12 protein-coding genes are annotated in these 19,323 nt (G+C 65.7%); 7 read left to right on the top strand and 5 right to left on the bottom strand.

Annotated features, from left to right (window positions below; translation table 11 throughout):
* Positions 1–56: 56 nt before the first annotated feature.
* The gene (locus tag DAI17_RS07470; protein WP_107772250.1) at positions 57–944 is read right to left on the bottom strand and encodes an LLM class F420-dependent oxidoreductase; all 888 of its coding nucleotides are present in this window, start codon (positions 942–944) and stop codon (positions 57–59) included.
* A 224-nt stretch (positions 945–1,168) separates the two neighbouring features.
* On the opposite strand from DAI17_RS07470, the gene DAI17_RS07465 reads away from it, so the two are divergent.
* The 5 genes from DAI17_RS07465 to DAI17_RS07445 all read left to right on the top strand — a co-directional run bounded on the left by DAI17_RS07465 (position 1,169) and on the right by DAI17_RS07445 (position 6,686).
* Entirely contained in the window at positions 1,169–1,363 is a 195-nt protein-coding gene (locus DAI17_RS07465; protein ID WP_107772249.1) for a hypothetical protein, read from the top strand.
* Between the two features lie 93 nt (positions 1,364–1,456).
* Positions 1,457–4,165 (top strand): LuxR C-terminal-related transcriptional regulator, encoded by a 2,709-nt coding sequence (locus DAI17_RS07460; protein WP_107772248.1) that lies wholly within the window; start codon positions 1,457–1,459, stop codon positions 4,163–4,165.
* Positions 4,166–4,264: 99 nt separating this feature from the next.
* Positions 4,265–4,528, top strand: coding sequence for a hypothetical protein (locus DAI17_RS07455; protein ID WP_107772247.1), 264 nt, complete (start codon positions 4,265–4,267; stop codon positions 4,526–4,528).
* 40 nt (positions 4,529–4,568) lie between these two features.
* The gene (locus DAI17_RS07450; RefSeq protein WP_107772246.1) at positions 4,569–5,321 is read left to right on the top strand and encodes a DUF4386 domain-containing protein; all 753 of its coding nucleotides are present in this window, start codon (positions 4,569–4,571) and stop codon (positions 5,319–5,321) included.
* Positions 5,322–5,498: 177 nt separating this feature from the next.
* A complete protein-coding gene (locus DAI17_RS07445; protein WP_107772245.1) occupies positions 5,499–6,686 on the top strand; it encodes an integrase core domain-containing protein in 1,188 nt (395 codons plus the stop codon).
* 1,136 nt (positions 6,687–7,822) lie between these two features.
* Here DAI17_RS07445 and DAI17_RS07440 read toward each other — a convergent pair.
* The 4 genes from DAI17_RS07440 to DAI17_RS07425 are packed head-to-tail and all read right to left on the bottom strand — an operon-like array spanning position 7,823 to position 14,415.
* Positions 7,823–10,870, bottom strand: coding sequence for a type I restriction endonuclease subunit R (locus DAI17_RS07440; protein ID WP_107772244.1), 3,048 nt, complete (start codon positions 10,868–10,870; stop codon positions 7,823–7,825).
* Positions 10,867–12,105, bottom strand: coding sequence for a restriction endonuclease subunit S (locus DAI17_RS07435; RefSeq protein WP_107772243.1), 1,239 nt, complete (start codon positions 12,103–12,105; stop codon positions 10,867–10,869). The genes DAI17_RS07440 and DAI17_RS07435 overlap by 4 nt, the downstream gene beginning before the upstream one ends.
* Positions 12,102–12,914, bottom strand: a complete 813-nt coding sequence (locus DAI17_RS07430) for a hypothetical protein (RefSeq protein ID WP_159081405.1) — start codon at positions 12,912–12,914, stop codon at positions 12,102–12,104. The genes DAI17_RS07435 and DAI17_RS07430 overlap by 4 nt, the downstream gene beginning before the upstream one ends.
* The gene (locus DAI17_RS07425; RefSeq protein ID WP_407669705.1) at positions 12,901–14,415 is read right to left on the bottom strand and encodes a type I restriction-modification system subunit M; all 1,515 of its coding nucleotides are present in this window, start codon (positions 14,413–14,415) and stop codon (positions 12,901–12,903) included. Before DAI17_RS07425 ends, DAI17_RS07430 begins: the two co-directional genes overlap by 14 nt.
* A 149-nt stretch (positions 14,416–14,564) precedes the next feature.
* Here DAI17_RS07425 and DAI17_RS07420 point away from each other — a divergent pair, with 149 nt between their 5' ends.
* Positions 14,565–15,476, top strand: a complete 912-nt coding sequence (locus DAI17_RS07420) for a GIY-YIG nuclease family protein (RefSeq protein ID WP_107772240.1) — start codon at positions 14,565–14,567, stop codon at positions 15,474–15,476.
* Positions 15,477–15,478: 2 nt separating this feature from the next.
* Positions 15,479–19,288, top strand: coding sequence for an AAA family ATPase (locus DAI17_RS07415; RefSeq protein WP_107772239.1), 3,810 nt, complete (start codon positions 15,479–15,481; stop codon positions 19,286–19,288).
* Positions 19,289–19,323 lie beyond the last annotated feature (35 nt).

Genomic DNA, 19,323 nt, shown 5'->3' with positions numbered 1-19,323 from the left:
CGCGCGGCCGCACGCACGACGCTCGCGTCCGTCACCGACACCAATGGGCGTCTGGATCAGAGCCGGGAGAGAGCGGGTACGACGTGATCGCCGAGGGACCTGACGAAGGCGACCGGGTCGCCGTGCAGGGGCATCACGTGCACCTCGTCGACGCCGACGTCGGCAAGGGCGCGCATCTCCTCGACGAAGGTGGCGCCGCCGGCGGGCTCCTGTCCGACTGAACCGTTGTACAGCACGGCCTTCCGGATCTCGTCGTACGGTCGCACCTCCCGCTCACACCAGTCACGCAGGACGGCGAGCTTGTGGGCGACCTCGCCCGGGCCGGCCCCCGCCGCTGCGAACACGTTGCAGGCGTCGGCGTACTTCGCGACCAGGCGGAGCGTCTTCTTCTCACCGCCTCCGCCCACCATGATCGGCGGGCGCGGCTGCCGCAGGGGCTGCGGGGAGTTGACCGTCTCGGCGAGCTGGTAGTGCTTCCCGTCGAACGGCCCGTTGTCGTCGCTCCACATCTGGCGCACGATCCGGAGGGTCTCCTCGAGCCGTTCGAAGCGCTCGGCGAGCGGGGGGAAGGGCACGCCCAGGGCGCGGTGCTCCCGTTCGTACCAGGCCGCTCCGATGCCGAGCGCAGCCCGTCCGCCGGAGAGCACGTCGAGGGTCGACACGATCTTGGCGAGCAGGCCCGGGTGGCGGTACGTCACACCCGTCATCAGGAGCTGGAGCTCCACCGATGTCGTGTGCGCCGCCAGGAAGCCGAGCGCGGTGTATCCCTCCAGCATCGGGTCCTCGACGGCCGAGAGGAACTCGAGTTGGAGGTAGTGGTCCATGAACGAGAGGTTGTCCAGTCCGGCCTCCTCGGCCGCCCTCCCGGTCGCCGCGAGGACGGGGCCGATCGTCTCCGGGCCTCCGGGGAGGGTGAAGTTCACCAGGTGCACGCCGAGCCTCATCGCTGCTCCTTCGTGTCGGGATGCGGGTGACGATTCCATTCCAGCCCACGGCCTGCAGGCGAGAGGGAGATCGGGGCTGTGCGTTCATCAACGCTCGGCATGTCAGGGGGCCTCCGCCCGGTCGCCGGCGCGCGTGACCAACTGCTCCCCACCAGAGGTCGATGGCCCCTGCCCACCCGCGACCGCGAGGCGTTCGCTGGACGGTGGGACGAGGAGGTGACGTCATGAGCGACATGTCGAAGGCAGAGGCGATGAAGGCGGCCCGCGAGGCGCGGGACCGTGTCGCCTCGGCGCCGCGCACGTCGTCGACGAGTGCGGTCGAGGCGGCCATGAAGCGCTACCTGAGCGCGGAGCAGTACCACGAGCTCAACGAGGAGACCCGGATCGCCGAGCAGGAGCGGACCGAGCGCGCCGACTGACCCGAGTGGTGGCGCACGTCCGAAGGACCGTCACAGTCGGACTGTGAGGGCCTTCGAGCACGCTGTCGAGGAGGCTTGCTGGGAGGAGCGCCGATGGCTGACGCCCTGGTGCAGACCAAGCTCGTGCTGCCCAGTCCCCGGTCGGGGCTGGTGGCCCGAGCCCGTCTGACCGGAGCGCTTCAGCGCGCCCACGAGGCCGCTCTGGTCCTGGTGTCTGCGCCCGCTGGCTTCGGGAAGACGACGCTGCTCGCCTCTGCCTTCGGCGATGCAGACCCGGTGGCGTGGGTGTCCCTGGACAGCAGGGACGGCGACGCCTCCCGCTTCTGGACCTACGTCCTCCACGCCCTCGACGCCGTGAGCCCGGGGTGCGCCGCCACCGCGCTGGGCCGCTTGGAGTCAGCCGGCGTCGCCCTGGCAGATGTCGTGGCGGACCTGGTGAACGAGCTGAGTGTCCGTGCCGAGGACGTGACCCTGGTGCTCGACGACTACCACCTCGCCGACACTCCCGAGGTCAGCGAGACCGTCGCGATGCTCCTGCAGCACCGGCCGCCGCAGCTTCGGCTCGTCCTGGGGACGCGAGCAGATCCGGCGCTGCCGTTGTCGCGGCTTCGCGCTCGGGGCGAGCTGGTCGAGCTCCGGGCTGCCGACCTGCGGTTCACCACCGCCGAGGCCGGCGACTACTTGAACCAAGTCCATGGCCTCGGGTTGACCGCGTCGGACGTGGAGACGTTGGAAGCACGGACCGAAGGGTGGGCGGCCGCGCTGCAACTGGCGGCAGTGTCGTTGCACGGCCGGGACGACTCGTCGCGGTTCATCGCCTCGTTCGCCGGCGACGACCGGTTCGTCGTCGACTTCCTGGCTGACGAGGTGCTCGACAAGCAACCCGGCCCCCTGCGCCGGTTCCTGCTGGACACCTCGGTGCTGGACAGGCTGTCCGGCCCACTGTGCGACGCGGTCACCGGCCCCGTCGACGGCGTGGCGGGGAGTGCTGTGCTCGAGCAGCTGGAACGACGCAACCTCCCCCTGGTGCCGCTGGACGACCACCGCCGCTGGTACCGCTACCACCACCTGTTCGCAGACGTGCTGCAGGTGCGGCTGCTGGCCGAGCGTCCCGCTGACGTTGCGATCCTGCACGGGCGGGCCAGCGCCTGGTACGAGCGGGCGGGGGACGTGGAGGCGGCGGTACGTCACGCCTTCGCGGCCGGCGACGTGGACCGTGCCGCGGACCTCATCGAGGTGGCGACCCCCGACCTGCGGCGGCGGCGGGCCGAGCAGGTGCTGCGGAGCTGGGTGCCGGCGGTGCCACCGGAGGTCCTGGCGTGCCGTCCGGTCCTGGCCAGCAACCTGGTCGGTGCACTCATGGCCAGCAATGTCTTCGACGGTGTGAGCGAGCGCCTCGACGCCATCGAGGCGACCTTGGCGTCGCCGCCGGTGGACGTGGTGGTGCGAGACGAGACCGAGTGGCGACGACTTCCCGCGGCAGTGGCGACCCATCGCTCTGGCCTCGCTCTGGTGGCCGGCGACCTGCGAGCGACACTCCAGCACGCCGACATCGCGCTGGACCGGGCGGGCGCGTCGGACCGGCTGACGGTTGCATCCGCGTCCGCGCTGAAGGGATTGGCGTCGTGGGCGACCGGCGACCTCGTGGCCGCAAGGGACGGCTACCGGGCGGCCGCACGAGGACTCGCGGCGCTTGACCACGTCTCGGATGCACTGGGCTGCGCGATCGCGCTCGTCGACCTCGAGCTGGAGCTGGGCAACCTCGACGAAGCGCACCGCACGGCACAGGACGCGCTCGGGCTCGCCGACGCTGCCCGGGACAGGTCGCAGTCAGGTGTCGTGCGTGGGACGGCGGACATGCGGGTGGCGTTGGCGCGGGTGGCCTGGGAACGCGGCGAGTCCGTCGAGGCTGCGGAGCACCTGCGGGCTGCCGGCGACCTCGGTGACGACGTCGGCCTCCCCCAGCAGCCCTACCGGTGGCGCGTCGGGATGGCCGCGCTGCGCGAACAGGACGGCGACCACGAGGCCGCAGACGCGCTGCTGGCCGAGGCCGAGCGTCTCTTCAACAGCGACTTCCTCCCGAACGTCCGGCCCGTGCCCGCCGTACGTGCCAGGCTGCACATCCGCCACGGCGACCTCGCCGCCGCGCGCCGGTGGGCCGCTGAGGCCGGCGTTGCGACCGAGGACGACGCGGACTACCTGCACGAGTACGAACATGTCACGTTCGCGTGGCTCCTGCTGGCCGAGCACCTGACGACGGGCGACCCGGCGAAGCTGGAGATGGCGGCCACCTCGCTGACCCGGCTCCGAGACTCCGCCGTCGCCGGTTCTCGCACCGCCACCATCGTCCAGACCTCCATCCTGCTGGCCCTGACCGCTGACACTGCCGGTCACGCAGGGGAAGCCCTCGCCTGCCTGATGGACGCGAGGAACCTCGCGCAGCCCGTGGGCTGGGTGCGCCCGTTCCTCGATGCCGGGCCCCGGGTCCAGGACCTCCTCGCCCTCCTGCCCGACGGGTCCGCGTTCGCAACTGCGGTGGCTGCCGCGCGCGGCGGCGGGCCGGTCGCGTCGCGAGGGGCGGCGCCGGAGGCTGAGGGTGGCCTGCCTCTGATCGTGCCGCTCAGCAGTCGCGAGCTCGACGTGCTGCGCCTGCTCGGCTCAGAGCTCGACGGTCCCGCCATCGCCCGTCACCTCAACGTGTCGCTGCCCACCGTCCGCACGCACACGCAACGGATCTACATGAAGCTCGGAGTCAACAACCGCCGCGCCGCAGTCCGTCGCGCGCACCAGCTGCGCCTCTGACCCCGCCCGGACGCGGTCGACGGCGCCTGACGAGGTTCATCACCGCTGTCATCACCTGTGATGACGCGCTCTCATCAGGTGCGTTCCTAGCGTCGCGCCATGAGCAGCAGCGACACCCCTCGCGAACCGGCCACCGGCCGGTACAGCGGGGACTGGTACGAGATCCGCGTCCACGGCCGGCTCGACGACCGCTGGGCGGCCTGGTTCGACGGCCTCGACCTGTGTCGAGCCGACGACGGCACGACGGCCCTGCGGGGCCCCGTCACCGACCAGGCGGCCTTGCACGGACTGCTGCACAAGCTGCGCGACCTCGGGGTCCCGCTCCTCTCCGTCACCCGGACCGAACCCGGCCCCGGTGCCTGAGCCCGTCCACAGCACTCGTCAACACACCCAGGAGGCCCAGATGACCACCATCCAGCGCACCCGAAAGCCCGCCCGTGAGCCAGCCGCCACACGCCGGACGACGTTCGACCCGACACGCCGCGCCGCCACCATCGTCGGCTGGCTCTTCATCGTCACCTACGTCACCTCGATCGCCGCCAAGGTCGGGTTCTACCCGCCGCTGTTCGACGGGAACTACGTCACCGGCCCGGGCCAGGACTCCCGCGTCCTGTGGGGCGCGTTCGCCGAGGCGATCCTCATCATCGCCAACATCGGTACAGCCACGGCGATGTACACCGTCGTCAGGCACCGGTACCCCAACCTCGGCCTCAGCTTCATCGCCGCCCGCATCATGGAGTCCGTCTTCATCGGCGTCGGCATCCTCGCCGTCCTCACCGTGGTCACGCTGCGGCAGGACTACGCGGCTGCCGACGAGCAGTCCGCCGCCGGCCTGGCCACCGTCGGGGACGCGTTCCTGGCCATGCAGGAGTGGACGTTCAACCTGGGGCCCCAGCTCGTCGTCGGAGTCGGCAACGGCCTCATCCTCGGCTGGATGATGTGGCGCACCGGTCTGGTGCCCCGCCGGCTCGCCGTGCTCGGCCTCATCGGCGGCCCCTTCCTCATCGCCACCGGCTCCGCCGCCATCCTCGGCCTCATCGAGCCTGGCGGTGCGGTCCAGACGCTCTCAGCCACTCCCGAGTTCTTCTGGGAGCTCGGCCTGGGCATCTACCTCGTCGTCAAGGGCTTCAGGACCCCCGCCCGGACCCCGGAGTGACGACGTTGCGGCCAGTCGTGGTCGCGCACATGCGAAAGGCCCTCACAGTCAGACTGTGAGGGCCTTTCGGATTTGTAGCGGGGGCAGTGTGCTGGTTCAGGACATCCCGGACACCTGTCTCACGACATCCCGGACAGATGTCTCAGGACATCGGCAACACCGCGCTGATGCTCAGCCATGTCGAAGGCACGCCTGGTCATCACCGCCGTTGTCATGGAGAAGCGACCCGTCGCCGAGGTCGTCGCGGCCTACGGGGTGTCCCGCTCCTGGCTCTACGAGCTCCTGGCCCGCTACCGAGCCGAAGGCGATGCCGCCTTCGAACTCCGCTCCAAGGCCCCGAGAACCTCGCCGGGAGCGACCCCGCCCGCGACCGTCGACCTGGTCCTCACTGTGCGCAAGCAGCTCCTCGAGGCCGGTCACGACGCCGGCGCCGAGACCATCTGCTGGCACCTGGCCCAGCACCACGCCGTGACCCTGTCACGGGCCACGATCCACCGAATCCTGACTCGCCACGGTGCGGTCACCCCCGAGCCGCGGAAGAAGCCGAAGTCCTCCTACCTCCGGTTCGAAGCCGCGATGCCGAACGAGTGCTGGCAGTCCGACTTCACCCACTACCCGCTCACCGACACCGCGACCTTCCCCAAGGGCGTGGAGATCATCACCTGGCTCGACGACTGCACCCGCTACGCCCTGCACGTGAGCGCACACCGGGCGATCACCACCCCCATCGTGAAGGACACCTTCCGCAAAACCGCAGGTCAGCACGGCATCCCCGCAGCGACCCTCACCGACAACGGCATGGTCTACACCGTCCGCCTGGCCAGCATCGGACGCCGAGGCGGCCGCAACGGCTTCGAACAACAACTCCGCGACTGGCACGTAGCGCAGAAGAACTCGCGACCCAACCACCCCACCACCTGCGGCAAGGTCGAACGCTTCCAGCAGACGATGAAGAACTGGCTTCGCGCCCAGCCCGACCAGCCCGCCACCATCGCCGGGCTACAAGCGCTGCTGGACCGGTTCCGGCACGAGTACAACACCACCCGGCCCCACCGCTCGCTGCCACACCGCGCCACCCCTGCCGCGCTCTACGACACCATGCCAAAGGCGCTGCCAGGCCCCAGCCGCGACACCGACACCCACGACCGGATCCGGCACGACATCGTCGACAAGTCCGGCACCGTCACCCTGCGCATCCACGGGCAGCTCCGCCACATCGGCATCGGACGAACCCACACCCGAACCCACGTCATCCTGCTCGTCCAAGACCTCGACGTGCGCGTCATCAACGCCATCACCGGCGAACTCCTCCGCGAGCTCACCATCGACACCGCCAAGGACTACCAACCCAAGACCCCGAAATGACGAACACCCGAACCCACGTTTCCGTGGGTTCGGGTGTCCGGGATGTCCTGAGACATCACATTGGTAGCGGGGGCAGGACTTGAACCTGCGACCTCTGGGACGATCAGGTCCGATTTCCGCTGCTTCGAAATGTCTTCGGTCAGCTCCGGTTGACTCGATCTACACGTAGATCGGCCGGTTGCCGACATCTCCACTGTACCGGTTGCCTCCGGTCACCTCGACCTCCTTCGTCCTGTCCCTGATGGGTTTTCGATGGGCAAAGCGATGGGGCGGTTCAAATCGTGAAACCGGCGCCGGAGGAAGTCGGGTGCTTGTCCCCGGTCGTCTTCGGTTGTCTCGCACTGTCTTCGGACAGTTCGAGGTGTTCGACGAGGGCCACGAGATCGCGGTTGACACCGCCGTCGTCGAGGCACACCTTCGATGCATGACCTCTCGCGTTGCCGCCAGCCAGAGTGCGCTGACTGCGCAGGTGGGGCCGCGGCGGTCGATGGCGGGACCGCACGGCCCCGGGGACTCCCCGGGACCGGAAGAAGCGGCTTTGTTGATTCAACGGAGCCGGACGCGCGGTGGGCCGTCAGGCACGCTCCCGCCTGGCTCCGGCGGATCGCCGCGACCGAGCAACCGGTGCCGGTGACTCACCGGAACCGGTCCATTGGGTCGGACGACGCGCGCGTCGTGGAGACTGCGGGCACGGTGGTGGTGACTCACCACCACCGTCAGACAGCAGGTCACCCGGTCCCGCACCGGGGGCGGAACCGGGCGCACAGGCGTGGAGTCGCGCGATGAGCATTCGACTCCGAGTGACTCGCCGCCGTAGACCGTGAGGCAGCTCAAGGGGAGCTCAGCGCGCTTAGCCAGTTCGTCGACGCTGACGCCGACGATCGGGTACGTCGCCGGCCCGGTGTCATCAGTGAGCACACGAGGTCGATCAGGAGCCGCTCGTAGGCGGCAGCGCAGTATGCAGATATGGCGGCGTCAGCGAGGCCGGCGCGACATGAGCGCGCCTCGGCGAGGACGACCGTGTAGGTGGGGCGCACGACGCGAGCCTGGATCGCCGCTGCCGCCAGCAGCGTGCCTCCCGGTTCAGCTGTGGGGACAGAACGGGCGAGCCACACCTGTGGACGAGCCTTCGCCGGTCACAGCAGGCCGACATACCGCTCGAAGAACTCCACGAGCTTGCCGAGGACCCGCTGCTTCTTAGCCGAGTGGTCGTTGTCCTTCGAGAAGCGCGAGGCCGGCGGGAGGATCTTCGTGATCGCAGTCCCGGTCGTCGGCACGGCGCCGTCACGAAACGCGCCAGCGACGAAGGCACGGGTCTCGTCAGGCTTGAGCGTCTCCTCAGAGATGAGTACATCCAGCTCGGCGTCACGGCGCGAGCTGATGAACTCGCGCCAGTCGTCACCCACGTCGTCGCTGACCGACTGCGAGTCGACGAACGCCACGATCAGGTCGCGCTTGTTGCGCAGGGTCGGGCTCGCATCGACGGCGTCCAGGATCTCGGTCACGTCGCTCACACGCTCGGTGCCGGCGGCCTTGGCCTCGCGCCACTTCATGACGAGCATGAGGATGTAGTCGATGTTGACCTCGACCTGCTTGACGAGCTCGATCTCGAAGACGACGTCGTCGAGGATCGACTCCTTCTCCTTCTTCTCGCTCTTGCGGTGCTTCTCCCACAGGGCGTTGTAGATGCTCGTGTAGTTCTGCAGGTCACGAGGCGAGAGGGCATCGTCTTCGGCGAACTCGTCGAAGGAGGTGAGGACGTTGCGCAGTTTGAGGATCTCGCCAAACAGCACCACGAAGCGCTTCTCGGCGGCCTCGCCGAACGGCTCCACCCCCGGCGGCGTGGCCTCCACTAGCTCGCCGACGACCTTCTCGTACGCACTACGGTAGTCGGCGTAAGGCTTGAGCAACACGACGCCGCGGGCTTCGCTGTTGCCGAAGAGGGCGAGCGCGTCGTCGACTGCCGACTCGAGGTTCCGGAAGCAGACGATGTTGCCGTAGGCCTTGACCGAGTTCAGGATCCGGTTCGTGCGGCTGAATGCCTGGATGAGCCCGTGGGACTTGAGGTTCTTGTCGACCCACAGGGTATTGAGCGTGGTCGCGTCGAACCCGGTCAGGAACATGTTGACGACGAGGACGAGGTCGACGTCGCGGTCCTTGAGCCTGCGCGCGAGGTCCTTGTAGTAGTTCTCGAACTTCGCCGACGACGTGTCGTATGACGTCCCGAAGGTCGCGTTGTAGTCGGCGATCGCCATTTCGAGGAAGTCGCGCGAGGATCCGTCGAGCGCGTCGGTGTCGAAGCCCTCGTCGCCGAGGATGCCTCCCTCTTCGATCTCCTCGTTCGCGTTGTAGCTGAAGATCGTGGCGATCTTCAGTGGCTGGTACGAGGGATCCGTGGCCTGGCGTGCCGCCTGCTGCTTCTCGAACTCCAGGTAGTAGGCCTTGAGTGCCGGGATCGAGGCGGTGGCGAACATGGAGTTGAAGCCGCGGACCCGCTTGTCGCCGAGGTTGTAACCCTGGCCCCGCATGGTCTTGGTGTCGAAGTGGTCGAGTACGTAGGTGACCACCTGGCGGATCCGCTCGGGCGCGAGCATCACCTCTTCGGTGTTGATCGCCTCGACGTCCTTGTCGCTGACGTGCTCGGCGACCTTGACCGTGTTCTGGTAGGACACCCGGAAGGGCAGCACGTTCCCGTCGTTGATGGCGTCGACGATCGTGTAGGTGTGCAGCCGGTCGCCGAAGACGGCCTCGGTGGTGTCGAGCTTGGCGCCCGTTGCGTTCTCGGGGAAGATCGGCGTCCCGGTGAAGCCGAACAGGTGGTAGCGCTTGAACGCCTTGCGGATTGCCGAGCCCATGCCGCCGAACTGGCTGCGGTGGCACTCGTCGAAGATCAGCACGACGTGTCCGCTGGTGATCTCGTGCCCTCGGTTCTGCTCGATGAACCGGGCGAGCTTCTGAATCGTGGTGACGATGATTCGTGAGTTCGGGTTCTGCAGCTGCCGCTTGAGCTCAGCCGTTGACCTGGAGCCATTGACCGAGTCCTTCTCGAATCGGTTGTACTCCAGCATCGTCTGGTAGTCGAGGTCCTTACGATCGACCACGAACAGGACCTTGTCGACCCCCTCCATCCGCGACGCGAGCTGCGCTGTCTTGAACGACGTCAGCGTCTTACCCGAGCCGGTGGTGTGCCAGATGTAACCGCCGGCCGCGGTCGTTCCGAGCTGCTTCATGTTGGTCGAGCTGACTACCCGCTGCAAGATCCGCTCGGCCGCCTCGATCTGGTAGGGCCGCATGACCAGCAGGGTCCGGGACACGTCGAAGACGCAGTACTTCGTCAGCACGTTGAGCAGCGTGTGCTTGGCGAAGAACGTCTTCGTGAACGCGGTCAGGTCCCCGATGCGCTTGTTGCTGGCATCAGTCCACCACGAGGTGAACTCGAAGGTGTTCGACGTCTGCTTCCTACCGCGACGGCCGCCCTCGGACTCCGCGATCCGCCGGGCACGGGTGGTGTTGGCGTAGTACTTGGTGTGCGTGCCGTTGGAGATCACGAAGAGCTGGACGTACTCGAAGAGCCCGGCGTCCGACCAGAACGACTCCCGCTGGTAGCGGTTGATCTGGTTAAACGCTTCCTTCAGCGGTACCCCGCGGCGCTTCAGCTCGACGTGCACCAGCGGCAGGCCGTTGACCAGGATCGTCACGTCGTAGCGGTGCTGCCGCTCGACACCGCCGCCCTCGCCCACCGACTCGTACTGGTTGATCACCTGGAGCCGGTTGTTGTGGATGTTCGACTTGTCGATCAGCTTGATGTTCTTGGACGTGCCGTCATCGCGGGGCAAGACCTGGATCGGGTCCTCCTGGATGCGCGCAGTCCTCTCGACGATGCCCTCGTTCTTCGACGCGACTCGATTGGCGAAGAACCATCTCCACTCGGCGTCGCTGAACGTGACGTCGTTGAGGAGCTCGAGCTGCCGGCGGAGGTTAGCCTCAAGGTCGGCGGACGAAGTGATCGTGAGGCGCTCGTAGGCTTGGGCTTGCAACTGTGCGATGAACTCCTCCTCCAGAGCTGCCTCCGACTGGTAACCCTGCCCGCTCGTCGGGTCGGGCACGTACGCTGCGACCACCGTCGACTCGTCGGAGACCGCGATCGGTTCGTAGCGCAGTGAGGAGTCGGGCGCCTGTGTCATGCCGCTTCCTCGAAGGTCAGCAACTTGTCGCGGTAGTGCTCGTACTGTTTCCGTCGAGCCGCGATCTCTGCTGGCAGGCCGACGGACAGGTCGTTCACGAGGGCATCGAACTTGTCCAGGATCCCGACGATCCGCTCCTGCTCAGCGCGCGGAGGCACCGGGATCGTCAGTTTGGCGAGACTTTCGCTGGAGATCCGCTTCACCTTGGCGCGAGCCACGTGCTTCGCCTTCTCTGCGTGGAACATCTGGGTCTGGAGGTAGTACGACACGTACTTCGGGTTCATCGTGTGGCGGTAGACGAAGCAATCGTCATGGACAGCAACATCCTCATCGCCCAGCCATGCCACCGCCTTGCAGATGTCCTCTACCGTTTCACTTACACCGGTCAGCACGACGTCGCCCTTGCAAGCGAAGCGCAGCGACGACGCCAAGTCGGACCTGACGTGCGAATAGACCTCGTGCGCAAAGACCCCATAGCGGGTGTAAATCTCGCCGAAGTTGATGCAGGGCACACCATCCTCGACGATGTCCTTCTTCGTGAACCGACGGCCACGGGTGAACTCGCCAACCTCACCCATCGGAACCCACCGGACCTCCACCCCTTCGCGGCCACCCATGAGGTGGTCGCGATAAAACGCATACTGGCGGGAGCGGCATTCAAGCTCGGTTTCAAGCTCGGTTTCAAGCTCGGCTTTTAGGCTCTCCATTCTATCGAGGATCGACGCGATCTCGCGCTGAATCGCCAGTGGCGGCACGGGAATTTGGATGCGTCCGATGTCCGCGATCTTGATGTCTTTGACTTTGGTGCCGGTGACGAACTTCCGCTTCTGGAGCTCGAACTCCTCGGTCTGGAAGTAGTAGGCAACGTACATCGGGTCGAGTGTGTGTCGGTAGACGCATGAGTGACCGCCGATGGCGATCGGTTCGTCACCCAGCCAAGCCACGGCAGTGCACACGTCCGCGATGTTCTCGCTCGTGGTCGTGATGACGAGGTCGCCTGGCTCCGCCTTCTTCAGTGTGGCGGCTAGGTCCGGGCTGACGAATGATTTGGTAGTCGTCGTCGACGTGCCATAGAAGGTGTAGATCTGACCGTAGTGGATGCAAGGGAAGCCCTGCTCGACGAAGTCCTTCTTCTGAAGGCCCCCTCCCCGCACGAACTCGCCGACCTCCGCGAGCGCCTTGCGCGGGATGCCCGCAGGGCAAAGCTCCGCGATGAGGTCGTCGAGGCGGCTCATGACGCCCTCTCCCCGCCGTCTAGCAAATCCAGATTGTTGAGGTCCCATCCGAGTGCGTCTATTGCGGTCTTCATTTCAGTATCTTCGACCACCTTGTTGATGACACCGATGACGAGACGGCGACAGTGCGGATACTTGTCCAAGGCGACCTCTTCGCTCGAATCTCCGTGAACCACACCGCTGAGTTCGGTGAACAACTTGTATCCATCACGAGAGAATGCACTTGGGATGATGTTGTGCTTCCGATCTACTTCTTCGAGTAGGGGCCGAAACGGTTTCGATCCCCCTCGTCGACCGGTCGTTTCGATACCCGCAATCTCCGCGACCTGGTAGGTCAGAGTCTCGAAGATCTTGCGCAGGTACACCATCGCGCCCGCACCAAGGCCCTGTTCGTAGGCGAGTTCTGCGCGCTCGAGTAGGTCGTCGAAGCTGCCGGCGCCGATACCCAGTCGGGTGGCGACGCCTCGCCGATTTTCGACGTAGCGCTCCAACCTGACCACCGGCGCCTGGTCATACAAGCTCTCCCGCGAGACCACCAGGAACCAGGCTTCAACGGCGGTGCCACACAGGGGGCACTTGAGGCAGGCATCAATGCTCACCACTCGCTCGCCGACCACCAGGCAGGAGAGCTTCTCGCCCGACATGAAGGTGCGTGCATCACCACATGTCTTGCAGTTGAAGTTAAGAGCGACCTTGCCCACCTCGATCGACCGGTGCTGGCCCCAAGGGATGCGGCGGGTGCCGAGGAATCCTTCGACTTGAACGTCTTCGGCGGCAGGCGCCTTGGACAAGACCTCAGAGAGGCGCATGCGCACCCCTCTCCAACTCGGCCACGATGGCGTCGATCTCTCCGCGCAATGCAGCCTGTCGCTCGACGATCCGAGCGATTTCGGCGTTGAGCGACTTGATATCGGTCGCGACTCGGGTGTCCTGGGCTTCAACGTAGGAACTGACCGCGATGTTGTAGCCGTTCTCCGCGATGGCTTCGTGGTCGACCAAGGTCGCGAAATGGGCGACGTCCTTCCGCGCCGTGAATGCCTCGAGAATCTTCTCCTGATGGTCTGCTGCGAGCTTGTTCTTGTTTCCCTGTCTGGTGAACTCCGCCGAGGCGTCGATGAACAGGACCTTGTTGTCGGCCTTCGACTTCTTGAGCACGATGATGCAGGTCGCGATCGTCGTACCGAAGAAAAGGTCGGGCGGAAGCTGGATGACGGTGTCGACATAGTTGTTGTCAACCAGGTACTTGCGGATCTTCGCCTCGGCACCTCCGCGATACAGCACCCCGGGGAACTCGACGATCGCCGCGGTCCCGTCGACGGCAAGCCAGTGCAGCATGTGCATGGTGAAGGCGAGGTCCGCCTTCGACTTCGGCGCGAGCACGCCAGCCGGGGCGTACCGTTCGTCGTTGATCAGCAGCGGGTTCGCGTCGCCCTCCCACCTGGTGGAGTAGGGCGGGTTGGACACGATCGCCTCGAACGGCTCGTCGTCCCAGTGTGCCGGGTCGATGAGGGTGTCGCCGTGTGCGATGTCGAACTTCTCGTAGTTGATGTCGTGCAAGAACATGTTGATCCGGCACAGGTTGAAGGTGGTCAGGTTGATCTCCTGGCCGAAGAAGCCCTTACGGACGCCACCGGGCAGGACCTTGTTGAACTTCAGCAGGAGCGAGCCGGAGCCGCAGGCGGGGTCGTAGACCTTGTTGACTTCGGTCTTGCCGACCACGGTGATGCGCGCGAGCAGCTCGGAGACCTCCTGGGGCGTGTAGTACTCGCCGCCGGACTTGCCGGCGTTAGCGGCGTACATGCCCATTAGGTACTCGTAGGCGTCACCGAACGCGTCGATCGTGTTGTGCGTGAAGCCGCCGTTGCCGAAGCTGAGCTCGCCAATCGCGTCGAGGAGCTTCACGAGCTTCTCGTTGCGCTTCGCGACGGTCGGGCCCAGCTTGGCGCTGTTGACGTCGACATCGGCGAACAGCCCCTTGATGTCGTCCTCGGAGTCGGCGCCCACCGCGGATGCCTCGATGTTGGTGAAGACCCGAGAGAGGGTCTCGTTGAGGTTCTCGTCGTTTCGAGCCCGCTCGCGAACGTTGGCGAACAGGTCTTGGGGCAAGATAAAGAACCCCTTCTCGTTGACGACCTCAGCCCGCGCCTGCTCAGCGTCGGTGTTGCTCAGGTAGCGGTAGTCGAAGTCCGCGTGGCCGGCCTTGCGCTCCGCGTCATTGAGGTACGCGGTCAGGTTCTCGGAGATGAACCGGTAGAAGAGCATGCCGAGGACGTAGGCCTTGAAGTCCCAGCCGTCCACGCTGCCACGCATGTCGTTGGCGATCCGCCAGATCGTCTTATGAAGCTCTGCCCGCTCGGCCTCTTTGCTCGCCACACTCACTCGGCGCAGTCTTCCATCTGGGCCCGATGATTTCTCACGGAACACCGGGATGACTCGGCACCGCCTGCGATCATCTTCTGGTGAGCGGCAAGCACATCGAGCTCTTCCTCGTCGACGGCACCCCTGGCGGCCTGACGACCGCCGAGATCCTCAACTGGACGGGCCAGGTCGTCAGTGCGCCGCGGTCCGAGATGAGCGTACTCGTGCGCCGCGCCGAACTGGCCGGCACCTGCGTGTACCTGCTCCTCGGACCAGACGAGCAAGGCGGCACCCGCTGCTACATCGGAGAGACAGACGACTTCAAGGCTCGCCTTCGCTACCACGACACGAACAAGGAGTTCTGGCGCAGGGCCGTCGTCATCACCTCAAAGGACGCGAATCTGACGAAGGCACACGGTAGGTACCTGGAGTCCCGACTGATCGGGCTCGCACTCCAGGCGGGCCGTGTCGCGCTGGATAACGGAACGACACCGCCGCCACAGGCGCTTCCAGAGGCCCATGCCTCCGACATGGACTACTTCATCGACCAGCTGCAGATCGTCTTGCCGGTCCTCGGCGTCGACGCGATCCGCGGCCGCGAGACCGTGGCAGTGCCAGCGGCACGGCAGGAGCAGTTGGTGTCGCCAGTTTTCCACCTCGCGAACAAGAAGCTCGGGGTGGTCGCCACCGCTCAGCAGATCGATGGGGAGTTCACGATGCTGGCCGGATCCACAGTCGTCGCCGACTGGCACGGCGTCGGGAAGGCCGACAGCACCATCAAAGCGTATGAGTCCTATCGAGCTCAGCATCTCAAACTGATCGCAGACGGCTCCATCGTCGTTGCGAACGGCGTCGGCCAAGTGGCGAAGGACATCGTGTTCGGCTCGCCGTCGACGGCGGGCGCGGTCGCGCAAGGGCGCTCCTGCAACGGTCGGATCTCCTGGGTGACTGAGGACGGCACCACATTCGGCTCCTGGGAGAGTCGCGGTGTCCACACAACGGAGAGTTCCTGACGATGGCCGGCATCCAGCACTTGTCAATGCGCGTCCCGTGGCGTGACCGCCCATGGGATCAGTTCGTGTGTCACGATCCGCTCGGGAACTCGTCTTGCACGCTGCTGGCCAACATTGGGACGAAGCGCGACGACGCGTACGAGGTCGAAAGCGCCGACGTCGCGATCGACGTCCTCGATCACGACCGCCTTCCGTGCCTGAGCGAGCGCGCTACATTCATGTCCCCGCTGGGATACACGGTGATGAAGCACCACCCCTATGCCCACAACCCCGCGCTGAAGGGGCACCTACATGACACGGCCGTGTCTCTTCCGGGCTACGCCTTCGAGGCGGTGCCCTTCCGCTGGCTGAATCGCGAGTCTCTCGCGCAGGAGATCGGGCACGAGCGCGTGCCTCGCTTCAACCAGGCCGCGGAGGACGCCGCCGACACCGCACTGCGCTATGACCCTCCATGGGTGATGAATGGCGACAACCAGCGCGCCATTCTCGATGCGTTCTTCGAAGCGGTGGCTCCCGGGCAATCACTGGTATTCATCTACCTCAAGCACTCTCCGCTCCAGGAGGAGCGAACCGATCGACTCATTGTGGGAGCCGCCCGCGTCTCACGGGTCACTCCGCCGCCGATGTGGAACCAGTCGGGCAATCCGCCGTTCAGCTCGTCGATGTGGGAAACCATCGTCGAGCACTCCCTACGCCCCGACATGAACGAGGGCCTCCTACTGCCGTACCAAGAATTGGTACCCCTCCTGGATGAAGGCGTCGACGTAAGCGCGGGCCTGGCATGGGCCCCTGAGGGGCGCACGGCTGAGTTCTCCTACGTGACCGAACACCTCTCAGATGACGCCGCGATCGAGGCGCTCAGCTCGCTGCATTCGGCCGCCGAGGCTATGCGCGAACTCGGGGTCGATATGCCAGACGCGGGTGTCGACTGGGTCGGCGCTGAGATCGAGCGACTTTGGCAGCTTCGCGGACCGGTTCCCGGCCTCCCGGGCGTGTTGAAGGTGCTCGGCGTACAGCAGCCGTACGTCGCGGCTCGGGCCGTTCTTGGCGAGTGTCCTGAGGACACGGACCCATGGAACTTGCTGCTACGCACTTTCGCCGATCCCTCGTCCGCTCCCGCCGAGGTGGGTGCCCACATCGGAGCGCTGCAGGCACGGGTGTGGAGCAAGGTGCCTCCGGCGAGACAAGCGGTGCTGCGGCTGCTGTCTGGGTTCGACGTCACCCCTGCGCAGGTCCAGATCCTTCTCGACGGGGCGACCGAGGTGGAACTGGCGCCAGAGGAGCTCCTCGACAACCCCTACTACGCCAGCACCTGCACCTACGGGATGGTCGACCACATCCCCTTCACCACGATTGACCGGGCACTCTTCCCGCCGGACTACGTAACCTGGAAGCCGTCGATCCCGGATGAGGTCACGCTCGGTGAGCACATCGACCGTCGTCGCATCGAGGCGCTCCTCACCGACGTCCTCGAACGCCAGGGAATCGACGGCGACACGTTGGTTCCCGAGGGCGAGGCAATCGAACTCGCCAACGCTGTGCCTCTGGCGCAGCCACCGAACATCTCCCGTACCATCCTGACCGGCCTCGACCTGGATCAGGACGGAGTCGCGGCTTGGGAGGACTGGTCCCCCCTGACGAGTCGAGCGCTGTCGGACGGAACTCCTGCCTTCAAGCTCACCCGGTTCGAGGCGACCTCCCAAGCGATTCGCGAGTGGATCGCGACGCAGGAATCTCGGAAGCGCTTCGGCGAGGTGGCAGACGCCCGCGAGGTCCTCGACCGGGCACTGGATCGGAACCAGGCAGTCGTGGTAGAGAGCGTGGACCAACTGGAGGAACGCGCGCGGGCCGAGAAGTCGGCGGGCCTCTCGTCCCTGCACGACTCACCGCTGTCTCTGCTGATCGGCCCTGCTGGCACCGGCAAGACGACCCTGTTGCGAGCACTCGTCGAATACCCCGGCGTTGCGGCCGGCAATGTGCTGCTTCTCGCACCGACTGGCAAAGCAAAGGTCCAACTCGAAACCAAGGTCGGACTGCCTGCCAAGACGCTGGCCTCTCATCTCATCCCGACCGAGCGGTACGCCCCGGACACCGGACGTTACGTGGTTTGGGGCGATCAGCAGCCCCGCGGCAACTACTCCCTGGTCGTCATCGATGAGGCCTCCATGCTCACGGAGGAGATGCTTGCCGCGACCCTCGACTCGTTCTCGGGCGTCAAGCGCCTCATCCTTGTCGGCGATCCCAGGCAACTACCGCCCATCGGCCCGGGGCGCCCGTTCGTCGACCTTGTCAACAAACTGAGGCCGGAGACCTTCGCTGACTGGATTCGGGTGGCACCCGGCTACGTAGAACTCCAAATCCCGCGCAGGCAGCTGCCTGACGGGAGCCACGGCGCGCGTCATGACCTAGAACTTGCGGCCTGGTTCGGCGACAACACCCGTGGCGCAGGCGATGAGGCTATCTGGGCAGATCTCGCCAACAATCCGGATCTGCCCACCGTCAAGTACGTTCCATGGGAGAACCGATCAGCGGTGGAGGCCCTCACCCACGAGTTGAACGATCACCTCGACCTCGAGAACGCTGAAGATCCGCTGCGAGCGTTTGCCACGTCGTACGGGGCAGTAGTCAGTGGCCCCTACCTGAACTGGCAGATTGGGGCTGGCAAGCACGCTGAGGACTGGCAGATCCTGTCACCGACTCGTTCGCGCTCCTTCGGCACGGGCGAACTCAACCGCCACATCAAGCGAACCTTTCGTGTCAGCGACACTCGGTGGGCTCAGCGCAACACGCCCAAAGGGAACATCCCGAAGCCAATCGGTCCTGAGCTCATCGTTCGCGGCGACAAGGTGATGCAGACGATCAACAGGCATCTCCGTGCCTGGCCGAAGCAGGACGCCCTTCACTACGTGGCGAACGGCGAGATCGGGGTGGCGATCGGATACGTCACCCCCGCGTCAAAGCGGCCGAAGAACGCGCTGCAGCTGAACGTCGAGTTCTCCTCCCAGCCGGGATTCCAGTACTCCTACTGGCCATCTGACTCCGACGACGCACTGCTCGAACTCGCCTGGGCCGTCACGGTTCACAAGTCCCAGGGTTCCGAGTTCGGCACAACGTTCCTCATCCTGCCGGCCCGCGCAAACGTGTCACGCGAGCTCATGTACACCGCGCTGACGAGACAGAAGGACAGGGTCGTCATCCTCCATGAAGGGACCCTCGCCGATCTGCGTGAGCTCGCCCAGCCGTGGCGATCTGAGACCGCACGACGGCTGACGGACCTCTTTGTTCCGCCGCAGCCAATTGCGCTGAACATCCGAGGCGAGGCACGACGGTATGACCGAAAGCTGCTTCACGTGTCGGCAAACGGGGTTTCGATGGCCTCCAAGAACGAGGTGATCATCGCCGGCCTCCTCGATCAGCTCGTCCCTGGACGTTGGCAGTACGAAGAACCACTGACCGGTGCAGATGGACGAACTGTGCACCCCGACTTCACCATCGCTGCCCCTGACGGCAGAACGATCTACTGGGAACACGCGGGCATGCTCGATCTGCCCGATTACGCCCGCAAATGGGAGTTGAAGAAGGAGTGGTATGCCGACAACCAAGTCCTGCCATTCAACGACGGTGGCGGGGCTAATGGCACGTTGATCTGGACCGACGACCTCAATGGAGCCGATGCGAAGGCCTGGTTGGAGTTCGCGGCTGCCGTTCTCGGCGTGACGCCGTCCATGAGTGGCGCAGCTGGCTCGGGTCCAACGGCGCCCGTGCGGCGGATTGCGAAGAAGGCGGCCGCCAAGCAGCCGCGAATGGAGTGACGATCCGCGCGTTCGGCGCTCGGGACGGCTGCGGC

Source organism: Nocardioides sediminis (assembly GCF_003047295.1).
Lineage (GTDB): Bacteria > Actinomycetota > Actinomycetes > Propionibacteriales > Nocardioidaceae > Nocardioides > Nocardioides sediminis.
This window is presented reverse-complemented; position numbering and strand designations above follow the sequence as displayed.